Origin of the sequence: Sphingomonas caeni (assembly GCF_026013415.1) — a bacterium.
In the GTDB taxonomy this organism is placed as follows: domain Bacteria; phylum Pseudomonadota; class Alphaproteobacteria; order Sphingomonadales; family Sphingomonadaceae; genus Sphingomonas; species Sphingomonas caeni.
Window position 1 is genome coordinate 296,027 of record NZ_JAPDOK010000003.1, and the last position, 16,779, is coordinate 312,805.

At 69.1% G+C, this 16,779-nt stretch carries 12 protein-coding genes; all 12 read left to right on the top strand.

Annotated features, from left to right (window positions below; all coding sequences use genetic code 11):
* Positions 1-118: 118 nt before the first annotated feature.
* The 12 genes from ahcY (at position 119) to addA (ending at position 16,740) form a co-directional block, all read left to right on the top strand.
* A complete protein-coding gene (gene ahcY / locus OF829_RS10065; protein ID WP_406701420.1) occupies positions 119-1,549 on the top strand; it encodes an adenosylhomocysteinase in 1,431 nt (476 codons plus the stop codon).
* 173 nt (positions 1,550-1,722) lie between these two features.
* A complete protein-coding gene (locus tag OF829_RS10070) occupies positions 1,723-2,889 on the top strand; it encodes a hypothetical protein (RefSeq protein WP_264939880.1) in 1,167 nt (388 codons plus the stop codon).
* A gap of 53 nt (positions 2,890-2,942) precedes the next feature.
* Complete coding sequence (locus tag OF829_RS10075) at positions 2,943-4,181, top strand: hypothetical protein (RefSeq protein WP_264939881.1); 1,239 nt, start codon at positions 2,943-2,945, stop codon at positions 4,179-4,181.
* 4 nt (positions 4,182-4,185) lie between these two features.
* Positions 4,186-5,133: a hypothetical protein gene (locus OF829_RS10080; protein WP_264939882.1), complete on the top strand. Its 948-nt coding sequence runs from the start codon at positions 4,186-4,188 to the stop codon at positions 5,131-5,133.
* A 90-nt stretch (positions 5,134-5,223) separates the two neighbouring features.
* Positions 5,224-7,563 (top strand): PAS domain-containing sensor histidine kinase, encoded by a 2,340-nt coding sequence (locus OF829_RS10085; protein WP_264940183.1) that lies wholly within the window; start codon positions 5,224-5,226, stop codon positions 7,561-7,563.
* Entirely contained in the window at positions 7,560-7,913 is a 354-nt protein-coding gene (locus tag OF829_RS10090; protein ID WP_264939883.1) for a hypothetical protein, read from the top strand. The genes OF829_RS10085 and OF829_RS10090 overlap by 4 nt, the downstream gene beginning before the upstream one ends.
* A complete protein-coding gene (tsaE, locus tag OF829_RS10095; RefSeq protein WP_264939884.1) occupies positions 7,910-8,353 on the top strand; it encodes a tRNA (adenosine(37)-N6)-threonylcarbamoyltransferase complex ATPase subunit type 1 TsaE in 444 nt (147 codons plus the stop codon). The genes OF829_RS10090 and tsaE overlap by 4 nt, the downstream gene beginning before the upstream one ends.
* The gene (locus OF829_RS10100) at positions 8,350-9,321 is read left to right on the top strand and encodes an aminoglycoside phosphotransferase family protein (RefSeq protein WP_264940184.1); all 972 of its coding nucleotides are present in this window, start codon (positions 8,350-8,352) and stop codon (positions 9,319-9,321) included. The genes tsaE and OF829_RS10100 overlap by 4 nt, the downstream gene beginning before the upstream one ends.
* Complete coding sequence (locus OF829_RS10105) at positions 9,318-10,079, top strand: nucleotidyltransferase family protein (protein ID WP_264939885.1); 762 nt, start codon at positions 9,318-9,320, stop codon at positions 10,077-10,079. Before OF829_RS10100 ends, OF829_RS10105 begins: the two co-directional genes overlap by 4 nt.
* Before the next feature lie 30 nt (positions 10,080-10,109).
* Positions 10,110-10,409, top strand: coding sequence for a hypothetical protein (locus OF829_RS10110; RefSeq protein ID WP_264939886.1), 300 nt, complete (start codon positions 10,110-10,112; stop codon positions 10,407-10,409).
* Positions 10,410-13,337: a double-strand break repair protein AddB gene (addB, locus tag OF829_RS10115; protein WP_264939887.1), complete on the top strand. Its 2,928-nt coding sequence runs from the start codon at positions 10,410-10,412 to the stop codon at positions 13,335-13,337.
* Positions 13,315-16,740, top strand: coding sequence for a double-strand break repair helicase AddA (addA, locus tag OF829_RS10120; protein ID WP_406701421.1), 3,426 nt, complete (start codon positions 13,315-13,317; stop codon positions 16,738-16,740). Before addB ends, addA begins: the two co-directional genes overlap by 23 nt.
* Positions 16,741-16,779 lie beyond the last annotated feature (39 nt).

Here is a 16,779-nt window from a genome sequence, read left to right on the forward strand (position 1 = left end):
CCGCGGTCCTTTTTGTATCATATAAAGATATCTTTATATTTCGATTGCGCGCCTCCATCTAACCCTGTAGGGGCGCGGGCATCGTGGCCGGGATGCGATTCCGGCCCGCAGATTCCCAATGGAGAACGCAGCAGTGGCTACCGTCGTCGACAAACCCGACTATGTGATCGCGGACATCGCGCTGGCCGATTTCGGCCGCAAGGAAATCGAGATCGCCGAGACCGAGATGCCGGGCCTGATGGCGCTGCGGCAGGAATTCGGCGCGTCGCAGCCGCTCAAGGGCGCGCGGATCACCGGTTCGCTCCACATGACGATCCAGACCGCGGTGCTGATCGAGACACTGACCGCGCTCGGCGCGCAGGTCCGCTGGGCGACGTGCAACATCTTCTCGACCCAGGACCATGCCGCCGCCGCGATCGCCGCGACCGGCGTGCCGGTGTTCGCGGTGAAGGGCGAGAGCCTGGCCGAATATTGGGACTATGTCGGCGACATCTTCAACTGGGGCGCCGACACCGACGGCACCACCGCCAACATCATCCTCGACGACGGCGGCGACGCGACGATGTTTGCGCTTTGGGGCGCCAAGCTCGAGGCCGGCCACACGCTGGGCGAGCCCGAGAATGACGAGGAAGTCGAGTTCCAGCGCGCGCTCAAGGCGTTCATCGCCAAGTACCCCGGCTACCTCACCGAGACGGTCAAGAACCTGAAGGGCGTTTCGGAAGAGACCACCACCGGCGTCCACCGCCTGTACGAGATCGCCAAGAAGGGCGAGCTGCCCTTCCCGGCGATCAACGTCAACGACAGCGTCACCAAGTCGAAGTTCGACAACCTTTACGGCTGCAAGGAGTCGCTGGTCGATGCGATCCGCCGCGCCACCGACGTCATGCTCGCCGGCAAGGTCGCCTGCGTCGCGGGCTTCGGCGATGTCGGCAAGGGCTCGGCCCAGTCGCTCCGCAACGGCGGCGCGCGCGTGATGGTCACCGAAATCGACCCGATCTGCGCGCTGCAGGCGGCGATGGAGGGCTTCGAGGTCGTGACGATGGAAGAGGCGGTCAAGCGCGCCGACATCTTCTGCACCGCGACGGGCAATGCCGACGTCATCACCGCCGATCACATGAAGGCGATGAAGCCGATGTCGATCGTGTGCAACATCGGCCACTTCGACAGCGAGATCCAGATCGCCGCGCTCAGCAACTATGAGTGGACCGAAGTGAAGCCGGGCACCGATCTGGTGAAGTTCCCCGACGGCAAGCAGATCATCGTGCTCGCCAAGGGCCGCCTGGTGAACCTGGGCTGCGCGACCGGCCATCCGTCGTTCGTGATGTCGGCCAGCTTCACTAACCAGACGCTGGCGCAGATCGAGCTGTGGACCAAGGGCGAGCAGTATCAGAACCAGGTCTATGTGCTTCCCAAGCATCTCGATGAGAAGGTCGCGGCGTTGCACCTCGAGAAGCTGGGCGTGAACCTGTCGAAGCTGACCCCGAAGCAGGCCGGCTATATCGGCGTGCCGGTCGAGGGGCCGTTCAAGCCGGATCACTACCGCTACTGAGTTGACCGCGGGAAATCGCCGCATAGAAGAAAGGCCGGGGCAATGCTCCGGCCTTTTCTGTTATCAACCAAAATGGTCCAAATACTGATCCATTAATTTTCGTGACGGCCTTGAAATGACAATGATGTGGTGAAAGCATTCCCCTGCGAGTCGTCGGCATTCTGGAGGGGATTATGCTTGCACCGGACAGCAAGGACTTCGTGCGCGCGTTGAGCCGGGCGGAGGAAGCGCGGCGCGATCATGTCACGATCATGCACGCCATCCTCAATAGCGAGATTCCGCCGCTCGAGCCTGACGAGCCATGGCGCCAGACGTTCGAGCAGGGGCTCTTCAAGGTCAAGCAGCAGGGCCGCCAATGGGTGACGGTGGAGTCGCCCGCCTTTTTCGGCATGATGACCCAGTCGGTGATCGACTATTCCAATGATTTCACCTCGATCGCGCAGTTGATGCACCTCGCCCGCGAGGATGAGGAAGGCGCCGCCAAGGCGCTGCTGGCGCGGCTTCAGCGGCAGCGCCTCTTGGCCGCGAATACGTCGGCTGCGCTTTCCGAGGCGGCGGCGTCGACAGACCGGCTGCGCGGCCTGGTCCGGACGCTCAAGCCGCAGCTCACCGCAGCCCGCAAGGACGCCGACGCCAAGCACAAGACCGATGCCGGCGCGGTGCGCAAGCTCGAGGCCGAGCTGCATGCGCTGCTCAAGGAACTCGAGGTGGCCAATGTCCGGCTCGACGACGCCTCGCCCGGCTCGAAGCTGAGCAAGGGCGCCGAGACCGCGAAAGCGGTGTTGTGGCCCGCCAGCGGCGGGATCGTCACCAATATCGCCACGGTGTTCTGGAAGAAGCAGGCGATCTCCAGCTCGCTGATCACGACCAAGGTGCTGACCAAGGGCGCGCCGGCGGCGCTGCTGATGGCGCTCGTGATGCTGGCTTATTGGCAATATACCTCGAACACCGCGCTCAAGGAGGCGCGCGACAAGATCGAACAGGTGGTGGCCAAGATCAGCGCGATCTCGCAGGTGAGCCAGAAGATGGTGGTGAGCCAGGCGGTGTCGCACAATCTGGACGCGCTGCGCGACAGCCTCGAGGCGCCGAGCGAGGCATCGACGGCGCTGATCGTGATGTGGAATGCCGAAATCGCGAAACTCGATTCGGCGATCGATGCGCTCCGGGCGGGCGATCCGCCGGGCAGGATCGCCGAGCTTCGCCAGATCGACGCCGCCGCGGCGATCTGGCGCGGGCTCTCCGAAACCGCGAAGAAGATCCAGGATTCGCTGCTGACCGCCGCCCCGCCGCCCGAGATCGAGCGGATCGAGGTCACGCCGGCGCTGCGCGTGGTCGCCTGAGCGGGCGACCCGCTCGCCCGTCGTTTCCGTCTATTGCCGAACAGGGGGAAGTCATGGCCGAACCAGCCGAACTGAAGATCAAATCCGCACCCGATTCGAGCGTTGCGCCGCCGGCCGCCACGCCCGCGCTGCTCAATGCCCAGGCGAGCTCCGCGGCGATCGTGACCGCCTATTGCTATTCGCTGCTGGACCTCGAGCCGCGCCCGCATCCCGACGGCGGCGCTGGCCCGGCCTGGTTCGCGGAGAGCAAGGCAGCACTGGACCTTGCGAAGGTCCAGGCCAAGGACTGGGTGACGAATCTGCGGCCCGAGATCTTCTCGAAAGTGCCACTGGCGATCATCAACTATTCGAACAACTTCATGGGCACCGCTGCTGAGATCGAAACGATCCTGAACGCGGTCCGGGAGCGCCGTAAGACCGCGAAGGCGATCCGCGCCGGGATCAAGAACAAGACCGTTCCCGCCGGAACCTCGATCCCCGAGGTGAACCTGAGCGATGATGAGCTGGATTTGCTGAAGAAGCTCGTCAGGCGGCTCAGCAAAGCGCTGACCGATCAGGAAAAGGTGATCCTCAAGCTCCAGCAGGACCTCCAGAAGTTCACCAACGCGCTGATCGATCAGCACGGCGCGTTCAAGCGCGCCGCCCAGGCCGCGAGCACCGAAAAGGCGAAGAGCGACGTCCGGCTGAAGGAGTATCAGGAGCTCAAAAAGCAGATCGAGCAGAATCTCGCGAATGCCCGCAAGGCGAAGGAAACCAGCGGTTGGCTCGCGATCGGCGCGGTCATCGTGGTCGGCATCGCCACGATCGTCACCGCGGGTTGGGCGCTGGTTGCCATCGCAGTGATCGGTGCGGGCGTCTACGGCTATGGTCTCTATAGCGGCATCAGGGCCAAGCAGATGATGGAAGCCGACATGGTCCGGCTGGGTGAGCTGGCGGGCAAGCTCTCCGACGAGCAGAAGCTCCACAGCTGGCTCGAAAACACGGGCTCCGCCTTCGACACGATCGTGACCGAGAATGAGAAGGCCAGCAAGGCGATGGGCGACGTGCTGGCGATGTGGAGCACGCTCAAGGGCAAGCTCGCCGCGGTACTCAAGGCGATTACCGCGATCGAAAAGCGCACCGAGGGCAAGCCCGAGGACGGCGAGCCGGAGGAGGACCCCGAATTCGACGCGCTGAGCGCCCAGCTCGACCTCAACCTGTCGCGGGAGAGCTGGCGTCAGCTGGTCGAGTTCGCCAACAAGATGCATGCAACCACCATCGTCAAGGCCGAGATCGCGACGAAGGCGGCCTGACCCGATGAACGCCGTGCGCGAGCAAAGGCTGAATCTCGCCGCGGCGGTGAGCGCGGTGGCAAAGAGCATCGATCCGATCCTCGCGCTCGACGCCCGGCGCTATTGGATGGCGGGCACCACCACACGGACCTTGCTCGATTTCCAGACGCTGCTGGGATCGTGGCGCAACGAGATCCGTCCGGCGCTCGAGCGCGAACTGCCGGAAGAGACGGCGCGTGCGCATCCCGTCGTGGTCGGCGGGATCGAGGCAGTGCGCGAGGCGATACCGCCCAAGGGCGCGCGGCGGGGAATCGACCCGACCCGGCTCGCGCCGATCGTCGAGCGGTTCGCCAGCGTACAGGCGGCTGTCGATCCGCCGATCCGTCGCGCCGGCTCGCTGCGCGCCCGATTCCTCGCCTTTCACCAAGCCGTGCTCGACAATCATCCCAAAGTTGAGAATGTCTTCAAGGCGGAGGGGAGACGGCGGAGCGTCGAGCGGACCAGCTTGGTCTCCGATCGCCAGCTCGCCGAGGATCGCGTCCGGCAGATCGATCGTGTCCAGCGCGGCTTGCCACGGCGCCGCACCGAGGATGAGGAGATCGAGGGCGAGCCGGTGTGGCGTCCGTCGCGCTTTCCGCGCGGCCCCTCGCCGGGCGAGGGCGAGCGCGAAGTGGCGCGGCTCAAGGCCGAATTTGCTCGCCAGGATGCGCAGCATCAGGAATATCTGCGCGAATATAACGAGATGCTGGATTTCATCGATTGCGGCGACGCGTTCGCCAGTGGCCGGCTGGCGCTGATGGAGGAGCTGACTCGCATCGCGATGATGACCCAGGTGGTGAAGGACCGTGCCGGGGCGGTCGCTCAGGCGCTTTCCGGCGCGCGCGAGGAGATCGATCTCGACCTGGTCGGCCTCGGCCTCAACGAGACCAAGGCGGCGTGGGATGATTTCGCAGGCTATGTTCGCCGTATCTGACTGGAGGTTTCGGCGGTTTTCGCCCGGCCATGTATTGGACAGTCGCGTCTGAGACCCTAAGGGTCCAGGCATGATTCCACGGTGCGGGCGTTGATCGAGATTTCGCAATCCGCGGCGGCGATCGCCGGGGCGGCGGTGGCGCTGCTGATCGTCGTGGCGACCTGGGCGCTGCTCGGCGGGCTCAGGGCGCGTGCGAGCGCGCGCGAGACTGCGGAGAGCAACGCGCGGCTATTGGCGATGCTGGGCGCGTCTCCGGCGCAGGCGATGGTGGTGCGCGCGGACGGGCGCGTCGAGCTGTCGCGGCGGCTGGCGGACTGGCTGGGGCTGGAGACGGTCCCGCGCGACCTGAGCGAGCTGGCCGATCCCGAGGGCGGACTGGTGACCGAGGACGCCGCGGCACTGACCGAACAGATCACCGCCGCACAAAAGGCGGCGCGGCCCTTCACGCTTTCGGTGCGCGCCAAGGGTTCGGAACGGGCGTTGCTGGTGGTGGGCGACCGCGCTCCGCAGGCCGTCCGCGCGCCCGGGGGCGTGGTGCTGTGGTTCCTCGATACGACCGAGAGCCAGGAGGAGATCAGCCGGCTCCAGCGCGACGCCGGGCGGCTGCGCGTGGCGTTCGACGCGCTCACCGCGCTGATCGAGGCCGCGCCGATGCCGATGTGGTATCGCGGGCCCGATCTCAAGCTGTTGATGGTCAACTCGGCCTATGTCCAGGCGGTCGAGGGCAAGGATGCCGAGGATGTCGTCGCGCGCGGGCTCGAGCTGGTCGAAGGCGCGGGGCTGGGCGGGCCGCTCGCCAACGCCGCGATCGCGCGCGACACGCAGGAGCCGCAGACGGCCGCCATGCCCGCGACGATGGGCGGCGCGCGCAAGATGCTGCGCCTCCACGACGTGCCGCTGCCGACCGGCGGCGTGGCGGGCTTCGCGGTCGATATCGAGGAACTGGAGCAGCTGCGCGGCGGCATGAAGCGCTTCGGCGAGGCGCAGCGCGCCATGCTCGACCGGATGAGCGCGGGCGTCGCGCAGTTCGGCAGCGACCGCAGCCTCGTCTTCGCCAACCAGCCGTTCCGGCGCATGTTCGCGATGAAGAATGAATGGCTCGCGGACCGGCCCGAATTCGACCGCGTGCTCGAACGGATGCGCGAGGCGAACCGCATCCCCGATGTCCGCGACTTCCCGGCATGGAAGAATGAGCGGCGCGAATGGTTCGTGGCGCCCGATGCGGTCGAGGAGACCTGGACGGTGGGGCAGGCGCATCTGCGCGTCGTCGCCCAGCCGCTGCCCGAGGGCGGGCTGCTGCTGATCTTCGAGGACCGCACCCAGCAATTGGAGCTCCAGCGCGAGCATGGCGAGATGCAGCAGGTGCGCACCGCGACGCTTGAAAGCCTCAGCGAGGCGGTCGCGGTGTTCGGCAAGGGCCGGCTGGCGCTTTGGAACCGCAAGTTCAGCGCGGTCTGGGATTTCGAGGAAGGGTTCCTCGACGGGCATCCGCAGATCGCTACGCTCTCCAAGGCCGCCGCGCCCAGGCTCGCCCGGCCGGGACAGGCCGAGACGATCGGCGACCTGATCCGCTCGGCCGCCAAGGACCGCCAGCAGCGCGGCAGCACGATCGCGTTCAAGGACGGGCGCTGGTTCGATATCGCCGCGGTGCCCTTGCCCGACGGCAATGCGCTGCTGACGATGCTCGACACCAGCGACCGGCACCGGGTGGAACGCGCGCTGAGGGACCGCAACGAGGCGCTGGTCGCGGCCGACGCGGTCAAGACCGCGTTCGTGGCGAACATGAGCTACGAGCTGCGCACGCCGCTCACCTCGATCAAGGGCTTTGCCGAGATGCTGCATGGCGGCTTTGCCGGGAAGCTGAGCGAGAATGGTGCCGAATATACCGAGGCGATCCTCGTGTCGGTCGAGCGGCTGGGTGCGCTGATCGACGATGTGCTCGATCTGACGGGCAGCGAAGCCGCGCCGCTCGAGCGCGAGAGCGTCGATCTGGAGCTGGCGGCGCATAGTGCCGCCGAGACGGTGGCGCCGCTCGCCAAGGCCAAGGCGATCGACCTGGCGGTCGAGATGGCGGGGACCGCGGGCAGCGTGATGGGCGATCCGCGGCGGCTGCGGCAGGTGATCGAGCATCTGCTGCGCCATGCGGTCGCCGGGACGCCCGAGAAGGGCCGCGTGCTGCTCCATCTCGACGGCAACCAGCGCGTCGCGCGGATCATCGTGTCGGATGACGGGCCCGGCATGAGCGACGAGGCGCAGGCCAAGGCGTTCGACCGCTTCGCCCAGCACGGCATCGCGCGCAACGGCGAGCGCGCATTGGGGCTCGGCCTGCCGCTCGCCAAGCAGTTCGTAGAGGCGCATGGCGGGCAGATCCGGCTGATCTCCGAACCTGGCGAGGGGACGCTGGTGACGGTGGAGCTGCCGCGCCAGTGACCGAGCTTGCGCCCGCCGAACTCGCGCTGCGCGTGGGGATTTTCGCGGGCGTGCTGGGGCTGGTCGGGTGGCTGCCCGCCGATCTGCAATGGATGGCGGCGGCAGTGCTGCTGATCGTCGCGCTGATCTTTCTCTACGAGATCTGGGCCGCCCGCGCCTCGCGGCGGAAGCAGCGTGACGCGCTGGTCGTGGCGCTGATGGCGCTTGGCGGGGCGGGGGCGCTGGTGGAGGGATGGACGCGCTATATCGCCACCCCATTGCTGGCGCTGGGCGGCATCTGCATTGCCCTGTGGTTTGTCGGGACGCTGAGCGCTTCGGGCGAGGATAGCGAGAGCGAGACCGAGCATTGACGCGGCTCGACGGTCTCGAAGCGACGCTGGCATTCGGCGCGCGGCTGGCGGCGGTGACGCGGCCGGGGGACGTGATCGCGCTGTCGGGCGATCTGGGCGCGGGCAAGACCAGCATCGCGCGTGGGTTGCTCGCGGCGCTGGGGCTAACGGGCGAGGCGCCGAGCCCGACCTTCGCGATCGTCCAGCCCTATGATCCGCCCGAAGTCCGCTTTCCGGTGCTCCATGTCGACCTCTATCGGATCGAAGACCCGGCGGAGGTGGAGGAACTGGGGCTCGACGAGGCGCGGACCGATTCGCTGCTGATCGTCGAATGGCCCGAGCGGCTGGGGGAGGGCGCGTGGGGCGATGCGCTGTGGCTCACCCTCGACGTGCTTAACGACGGCGCGCGCGCCTTGACAGCCCGGGTGCCCCCGGCTTGGGAGAGCCGATGGCCGATATGAATCCTCCTGCCGCTGCGCCTGCTTTTCTCGCCGACGCGGGATGGGCGGGAGCCGAGATATTGCCGGTCGCCGGGGACGCCTCGTTCCGGCGCTATTTCCGCGCGGTGATGGGCGGACGCAGCGCGATCCTGATGGACGCGCCGCCGCCGCACGAGGATCCGCGGCCCTTCATCTCGATCGCCAAATGGCTGACGGGCAAGGGTTTTGCGGCGCCCGCGATCCTCCATGAGGATCTGGAGCAGGGCCTGGTGCTGATCGAGGATTTCGGCGACGCCCGCATGCGCGAGACCGTCGATGCCGCGCCCGAGAGCGAGCTGCGGCTGTACGAGGCGGCGATCGACATCCTGATCGACCTCCACAAGCACGAGGCCGCGCCGGTCGATCCCTATGACATGGCAGTCTATCACCGTGAGGCCGGGCTGCTCACTGAATGGTATTGCCCGGCGATCGGGATCGATGCCGATGCCGATGCCTATCGCGCGGCGTGGGACGCGGTGCTCGAGCCGGTGCTCGATCATCCGCCGGTCACGGTGCTGCGCGATTATCATGCCGAGAATATCATGCTGATCCCCGGCAGCGACGATCTGGGCTTGCTCGATTTCCAGGACGCGCTGGCGGGGCATCCGGCCTATGACCTCGTCTCGCTGCTCCAGGATGCGCGGCGCGACGTGCCCGCCGAGCTCGAGATCGCGATGCTCGACCGGTACAAACGGATCACCGGCGCGGGCGACGCGTTCGATGTCGCCTATCATGTGCTCGGCGCGCAGCGGAACGCCAAGATCGTCGGCATCTTCACGCGCCTGTGGAAGCGCGACGGCAAGCCGCGCTATCCGACGCTTTGCCCGCGCGTGTGGCGCTATCTGGAGCGCGATCTCGCGCATCCGGCGCTCAAGCCCGTCGCCGACTGGTTCGACGCCAACCTGCCCGCCGGGATGCGCGGCGACCCGATGGCGATTGCCGGCGCATGAAACGCAAGGGGACCTTTTCGATCCGCCCCAATCCGGACGTGGCGGTGCCCGAGACCGCGATGGTGATGGCGGCCGGGCTGGGCAAAAGGATGCGCCCGCTCACCGCGACGCGCCCCAAGCCGCTCGTCGAGGTCGGCGGCAAGGCGCTGATCGACCATGTCTTCGATCGGCTGCGCGCGGCGGGGGTGAAACGCGCGATCGTCAACGTCCATTATCTCGCCGACCAGCTCGAGGCGCATCTGAAGGCGCGGGTGAAGGATATCGAGATCATCGTCTCGGACGAGCGTTCGCAGCTGATGGAGACGGGCGGCGGTCTCGTGCAGGCGCGCGAATGGCTGGGCGACAAGCCGTTCCTGTGCGTCAACAGCGATAATCTGTGGGTCGACGGCCCGATCGACGCGATCCGCCAGCTCGCCGCGCAATGGGACGATGCGCGGATGGACGCGCTGCTGCTGATGGTGCCGCTGGCGCGCGCCAGCAGCCATGGCGGGCGCGGCGATTTCCGGATCGATGCGTTCGGCCGGATCGTCGAGCGCCGCAAGCCCGGGCGGCTCGCGCCGTTCGTGAACACCGGGGTGCAGATCCTGTCGCCGCGGGTGATCCGCGATTGGCCCGAGGGGCCCTTCTCGACCAATCTCTTCTGGGACCGCGCGATCGAGGCCGGCCGGGCTTGGGGCGCGGTGCATCAGGGGCTGTGGTTCGATGTCGGTACCCCGAAGGCGATCGGCGAGACCGAAGCGGCGCTGGCGGATGCTTGAGAACCCTCGCCGGGCGTGACAAGCTGGCGCATGTTCGACACTTCGGAGAAATATTACACCGATCCCGGAAGTGGCCGGCCGAGCCTGAGGCCCGGCACGGGCACGAAGCTTTTCGCGATCTGGACGATGCGGCTCGGCTGCCTGGTCATCATCGTCACCGGGATCGCGTGGGTGCTGGCTGGCAAGACCAGTTCCATGCTGGCGCTTCCCGTCGCTGCCATCGTCCTGATCCAGGCTGAATTCCTCGCATGGCGGCTGCGGCGCGAAAAGGCGGCGTTGACCGAAGCGCTACGCATCTATGAGCGCGGTCTGAGCACATGGCCTGACTAGGTGCCCACCCGCCTCCACCTCTACACCATCCCCCCGCACCGCGCCTTTGCCGACTCGCTTGCGATCGGCTTGATCCGGCGGTTCGGGGCGGAGCCGATGCGGCTGGCGCGCGGCACCGTGCTGGTGCCGAGCAACCGCGCCAAGCGGGCGATCCAGGATGCGTTCGTGCGCGCGAGCGAGGGCGGGTTGCTCCTTCCCCGGCTCGTCGCGGTGGGCGATCCCGAGCTCGACGAAGCGGTGTTCGATGCCGCCGGCGATGCCTCGCCCGTGCCACCGGCGGTCGATCCGCTCCAGCGGCGGATGGTCCTCGCCCGGCTGATCGTCGCGGCGCGGCCGGGAACCGATACCGCGGAGGCGGTGCGGCTGGCGGGGGAACTGGCGGCGACGCTCGATCAGCTGCTGGTCGAGGAGGTCGATCCTGCCGCGGTGGCGGCGCTCGATCTCGGGCCGGAGCTTTCGGTGCATTGGGCCAGGTCGCTCGAGCTATTCGAGCTGGTGGTCAAACGCTGGCCGGCGGAGCTGGCGACGCTGGGCCGCATCGACCTGGCCGAACGGCGCAGGCAATTGCTGGCGCGGGTCACGGAACGGTGGCGCGCCGCGCCGCCCCAGGGTTTCGTGTGCGCGGCGGGCATCACCACCTCGGCGCCCTCGATCGCGCGGCTGCTGCGCGTGGTGGCGGAGATGCCGCAGGGGATGGTGGTGCTGCCCGGGCTGGCGACCGGCATCGCCGACGCCGAATGGGACTCGCTGGGGCCGCATCCGGCGAAGGATGGCGGCCGCGAACGATCGGTCGAGACGCATCCGCAATTCCATCTGAAGCTGCTGCTCGACCGGATGGGGGTGCGCCGCGACGAATTCGATCCGTGGCGCGCGGCGAGCGAGCATGATGCCCCGCCCGCGCGCAGCCGCGCCATCGCCTCGGCCTTCGCCCCCGCCGAGCTGACCGTCGGCTGGACCACGCTCAAGGCGAGCGAGCGCAAGCTGGAGGGAGTGCGCGCGCTGGAGGTGGCGACCCCCGCCGAGGAGGCGCAGGCGATCGCGCTGGCGCTGCGCGAGGTGCTCGAGACGCCGGGTCGGACCGCGGCTCTGGTGACGCCCGATCGGGCGCTGGGCGCTCGGGTGGCGGCGCATCTGGGCCGCTGGGGGATCGCGATCGACGATTCGGCGGGCCAGCCGCTCTCCGTGCTTCCGCCCGGGACGCTGCTGCTCGCGCTGGCCGAGGCGGCGAGCCAGGCCTTCGCGCCGATGGCGCTCCTGACATTGCTCAAGCACCCGCTGGCCAGCCCCGAGGACCGGCCGGCATGGCTGGAAGGGGTGCGCCTGCTCGACCGCGCGCTGCGGGGGCCGCGGCCCGCCCCGGGGCTGACGGGGATCGACCGCCACCTCGCCGAGCAGGAGGGGCGTGACAAGGATATCCGGCGCGCGGCCCAGCGCTGGTGGCCGGCGGCGAGGGCGTTGCTGGCGCCGGTCGAGGCGGTGTTTGCGGGCGGGGCGGCGCCGATCGCGCCGCTGCTGGGGGCGCTGCGCGAGGCGGCTTCGGCACTGGGGGGCGATGCTCTCTGGAGCCGGGCGGAGGGGCGCGCGGCGGCGGATCTGCTCGACGCACTGGAGCGCGAGGCGGTGCACGGTCCGGCTCTGCTCGAACCCGCGAGCCTTGCGCCGATGCTGCGCACGCTGATGGACGAGGTGGCGGTGCGGCCTCCGCAGGGCGGGCATCCGCGGCTGGCGATCCTCGGCCTGATCGAGGCGCGGCTGCAGACCGCCGATCTGATGATCCTTGCCGGGCTCAACGAGGGCGTATGGCCGGGCCTGCCCGCGCCCGATCCGTGGCTTGCGCCGCGCATCCGCGCCGAGCTGGGGCTGCCGGGGCTGGAGCGGCGGATCGGGCTGGCCGCGCACGATCTGGCCGGAGGGCTCGGCGCGCCCGAGGTGATCCTCACGCGCGCGCGCCGCGACGCCTCGGCACCCACCATCGCCTCGCGCTTCTGGTTGCGGCTGGAGGCGCTGTCGGGCGGGCTCGACCGGGCGGAGGAACTGGAGCGGTGGCTCCGCGCGGTCGACGATCCGGGGGCGCATGAACCCGCGGAGCGCCCCGAGCCCGCGCCGCCCGCCGCCGCTCGGCCCAAGGCGATTTCGGTCACCGAGGTCGATCGCCTCAAGGCCGACCCCTACGCCTTTTACGCGGGCAAGATGCTCCAGCTCTCGCGCCTCGATCCGGTCGATGCCGATCCCAGCGCGGCGTGGCGGGGCACGGCGGTGCACGAGGTTCTTCAGAAATGGTTCGAAGTCGATGGCTGCACGCCTGAGACGCTGCGCGGCCATGCCGAGGCGATGCTGGCCGACGAGCGGACGCATCCGATGATGCGCGCCTTGTGGCAGCCGCGGCTGATGGAGGCGATCGACTGGATCGCGGGCGAAATCGCGGCGCAGAAGGCGGAAGGGCGTGTGGTGCTCGCGGTGGAGCAGCGCGGCGAGATCCCGTTTGCGGGGGTGATGCTGAGCGGGCGCTTCGACCGGATCGACCAAATGCCGGACGGCAGCCTCGCGATCGTCGACTACAAGACCGGCCAGCCGCCGAGCACCCGATCGGTCCGCGCGGGGTACAGCCTTCAGCTCGGGCTGCTCGGGCTGATCGCGGAGGAGGGTGGGTTCGAGTCGGTGCGCGGCACCGCGACCGCCTTCGAATATTGGTCGCTGGCGCGCAAGGGCAGCAGCTTCGGCTTCATCGATTCCCCCGTCTCGCCGCGCAAGAAGGAGCCGATCCCGGCGGACGAGTTTGTGAGCATCGCCGGGAGCAATTTCCACGAGGCGGTGCAGGCGTGGCTGACGGGCGACGCGCCCTTCACCGCCAAGCTCCACCCCGAATATGCGCCGTACGCGGACTATGACCAGCTGATGCGTCTGGATGAGTGGTATGGGCGCGATTAGGCGCCTCCACCCCCTCAGGGGCAACCAGCGCGCGGCGAGCGATCCCGCGCGCAACGTCTGGCTGTCCGCCTCCGCCGGGACGGGCAAGACGCAGGTGCTCGCCGCGCGCGTCTGGCGGCTGTTGCTGTCGGGCGTCGATCCTTCGGCGATCCTGTGTCTCACCTTCACCAAGGCGGGCGCGGCGGAGATGGCCGAGCGGATCACCGCGCGGCTGGCGCATTGGGTTCGCGCCGACGAGAAGGATCTGGTCGACGATCTGGAGGCGCTGGGCGAGAGCATCGCGCCGGAGAGCCGGGCGCGGGCGCGGACCCTGTTCGCGCGGGTGCTCGATGCGCCGGGCGGGGGCCTGCGCATCCAGACGATCCACAGCTTCTGCCAGAGCCTGCTGGCCGCCTTCCCGGTCGAGGCGGGGCTGGTGCCTGGCTTCCGCCCGCTCGACGCACGCGAGGAATATGTGCTGGCGCGCGAGGCGCTTGCGGGGATGCTGGTCGAGGCCGAGCGCGAGGGGCGTGGGGGCCTGGTCGAGCAGGTCGGTGGGCTGAGCCTGAGGCTGGGCGAGGGCGGGGCCGAGGGTTTCCTGCGGACCTGCGCGCGCTCGGCCGAGGGGCTGGAGGGGTTGCCGAGCGGCGTACAGCCGTTCCTGCGCGCAAGCTTCGGGCTGCCGGGCGGCGATATCGACGCGGCGATTGCCGCATCGTGCGGCGATGACCGGTTCGATGTGGCGAGCCTGCGCCGGATCGTGGCGGCGAACCGGGACTGGGGGACCGCGACCGGACTGGGCGCTGCTGACGCGGTTGGACGCTGGCTGGCGCTGGATGCGGCCGGACGGGCGGCGGCGCTGGGCGATCTGGCCGGCGTGTTCCTCACGCAGAAGGGCGAGCCCCGGAAAATCTCGCCCAAGCTGGTGCAGACCGATCCCGGCTACGAAGCCATGGCCGAGGCGCTGGGTGCGCGCTGCGCCGAGCTGCTGGGGATGAAAGCCCTTGCCGATTATGCCGATCTGCTGGCCGCCGGGCTGGCGGCCGGCCGCGACTATGCCCGCGCCTATGCCGCTGCCAAGCGCCGCGCCGGGGCGGTCGACTTCGACGATCTGATCCGCGCCACCGTGGCGCTGCTCGGCCAGCCCGGCATGGGCGAATGGGTGCGCTTCAAGCTCGATCAGGCGACCGAGCATGTGCTGATCGACGAGGCGCAGGATACCAATCCGCGCCAATGGGCGATCGTCGCGGCGATCGCGGACGAGTTCTTCAGCGGCGAAGGCGTGCGGCCCCGCGCGGCCCGGACGCTGTTCACGGTGGGCGACTATAAACAGGCGATCTTCGGCTTCCAGGGCACCGATCCGATCTATTTTCGCGCCGCGCACGATCGGTTCGCGCGGCTGGCGACCCTCTATGCCGATTATGAGGTCGAGGCGCGCGAGCTGGAGACGCTGTCGCTCACCCATAGCTTCCGCTCGACCCGGCCGGTGCTCCAGTTCGTCGACGCGGCGCTGGCGACCCTGCCCGAGCCGGGGATGGGCGCGCTGAGCGATCTCGAAGCGCATGCCAGCATGATCGACGGACCGGGCAGCGTCACGCTGTGGCCGGTCACCGTCGAGGGCGGCGGCGACGCCGATGAGGAGGAATGGATCGGCGATGCCACGCGCAAGCTGGCCGGCGATATCGCACGCGCGATCAAGGGCTGGCTCGCCTCGGGGATGATGCTGGAGAGCAAGGGGCGCAAGCTCCGCCCTGAGGATGTGATGATCCTCGTCAAGCGCCGCGGCGATCTCGCCTCGCTGATCGTCGCGCGGCTCTATGCCGAGGGCGTGCCGGTGGCGGGGGTGGATCGCCTCAGGCTCAACGCGCCGCTCGCGGTGCAGGACCTGCTCGCGGCGATCCGCTTCGTGCTCCAGCCCGACGACGACCTGTCGCTCGCGAGCCTGCTGGTGTCGCCGCTGATCGGGTGGAGCCAGGAGGAGTTGCTGGAGACCGCCGTGCGCGGGCGCGTGAGCCTGTGGCGGCACCTGCGCGCGAACTTCGCCGATCGCATCGCGCCGCTCGAGCAATTGCTGCGGCGGGCGGACTTCACCACGCCCTATCGCTTTCTCGAGGAAATCCTGTCCGGCCCGCTCCAGGGCCGCCGCAAGCTGCTGCTGCGGCTGGGGGCGGAGGCGCGCGATCCGATCGAGGAATTGCTCAACGCCGCGCTCAATTTCGAAAACGTGGCGACGCCCTCGCTCCAGCGCTTCCTCGACTGGTTCGATCGCGGCGATGTCGAGATCGTGCGCGATGCGGCGCAGCCCGCGGGCACGGTGCGGGTGATGACCGCGCATGGCGCGAAGGGGCTGCAGGCGCCGCTGGTGATCCTCGCCGATGCGGCGATCGATCCGGCCAACAACCGGCGCGACACGTTGCTCTGGGCGCCCGAGGGGCATGACGGGGAGCGCTTCCCGATCTTCCGCCCGCGCGCTGCCGAGCGCGGCGGGCCGCTCGATGCCGCCATCGCCGAGCAGGACGAGCGTGAGCTCGCCGAGCATTGGCGGCTCTTCTATGTCGCCGCGACGCGGGCCGAGGAACGGCTGGTGATCGCGGGGGCGCTGGGCCCCCAGGCCAAGGGCGTGCCGCCTGAGGCGAGCTGGTATTCGGCGGCGTCGCGGGCGCTGGCGGGGCTGGGCGTGGCGGGCGAGGGGGTGCTCGAATTTCGCGGGCTCCAGCCCGAACCGCCGGTGGCGGTGTTGACCGAGGCCATGGCGCAGCTGACCGCCGAGCCTGCGGTCCCGTCATGGCTCGGCGAGCAGGCGCCCGAGGAGGCCCGCCCGCCGCGTCCGCTTGCGCCGTCGTCGCTCGGCGAGGATCTGGTTGCCGATCCGCCGCCTACGCCTGCGATGCGCGCGGCGGCGGAGCGGGGGCGGTTGATCCATGCGTTGCTCGAACGGCTGCCCTCGGTCGCGCCCGAGGCGCGCGCGGCGGCGGCGGAGCGTTGGCTGGCGGGCGCGGGGGGCGTCGCCGATGCGGCTGCGCGCGCCGAGCTTGCCGGGGCCGCGCTGGCGGTGACGCGCGATCCGCGCTTCGCCGATCTCTTCGGGGAGGGCGCGCTTGCCGAGGCGCCGATCGCGGCGGTGGTCGATGGCGTGGTGGTCTCGGGTACGGTCGATCGACTGGTGGTCGAGGACGGCCGCGTCCGGGTGGTCGATTTCAAGACCGGCCGCCGCGCGCCCGGTCCGGACGAAATCCCTGCCTATCACCTCCGCCAGATGGCGGCCTATGCCGCGGCGCTGGCGGTGATCTTCCCCGGACGGACCATCGAGGCAGCGTTGCTCTACACCGCGGGTCCGGTCCTCCACATCCTCCCGCCCGCGCTGCTTGCCGAGCACAAGCCGCGCTTGGGACCCTCGGAGCAAAGCTTGGCCGCGCGCGCTTGAGCCGCGCGTCACGGCTCCATAGATTACCGCTACACTCAG

Excerpts from the sequence above, each read along its gene's own strand:
- ahcY (WP_406701420.1), top strand. The coding sequence starts at position 119 with ATGGAGAACGCAGCAGTGGCTACCGTCGTCGACAAACCCGACTATGTG.
- OF829_RS10070 (WP_264939880.1), top strand. The coding sequence starts at position 1,723 with ATGCTTGCACCGGACAGCAAGGACTTCGTGCGCGCGTTGAGCCGGGCG.
- OF829_RS10075 (WP_264939881.1), top strand. The coding sequence starts at position 2,943 with ATGGCCGAACCAGCCGAACTGAAGATCAAATCCGCACCCGATTCGAGC.
- OF829_RS10080 (WP_264939882.1), top strand. The coding sequence starts at position 4,186 with ATGAACGCCGTGCGCGAGCAAAGGCTGAATCTCGCCGCGGCGGTGAGC.
- OF829_RS10100 (WP_264940184.1), top strand. The coding sequence starts at position 8,350 with ATGAATCCTCCTGCCGCTGCGCCTGCTTTTCTCGCCGACGCGGGATGG.
- OF829_RS10105 (WP_264939885.1), top strand. The coding sequence starts at position 9,318 with ATGAAACGCAAGGGGACCTTTTCGATCCGCCCCAATCCGGACGTGGCG.
- OF829_RS10110 (WP_264939886.1), top strand. The coding sequence starts at position 10,110 with ATGTTCGACACTTCGGAGAAATATTACACCGATCCCGGAAGTGGCCGG.
- addA (WP_406701421.1), top strand. The coding sequence starts at position 13,315 with ATGAGTGGTATGGGCGCGATTAGGCGCCTCCACCCCCTCAGGGGCAAC.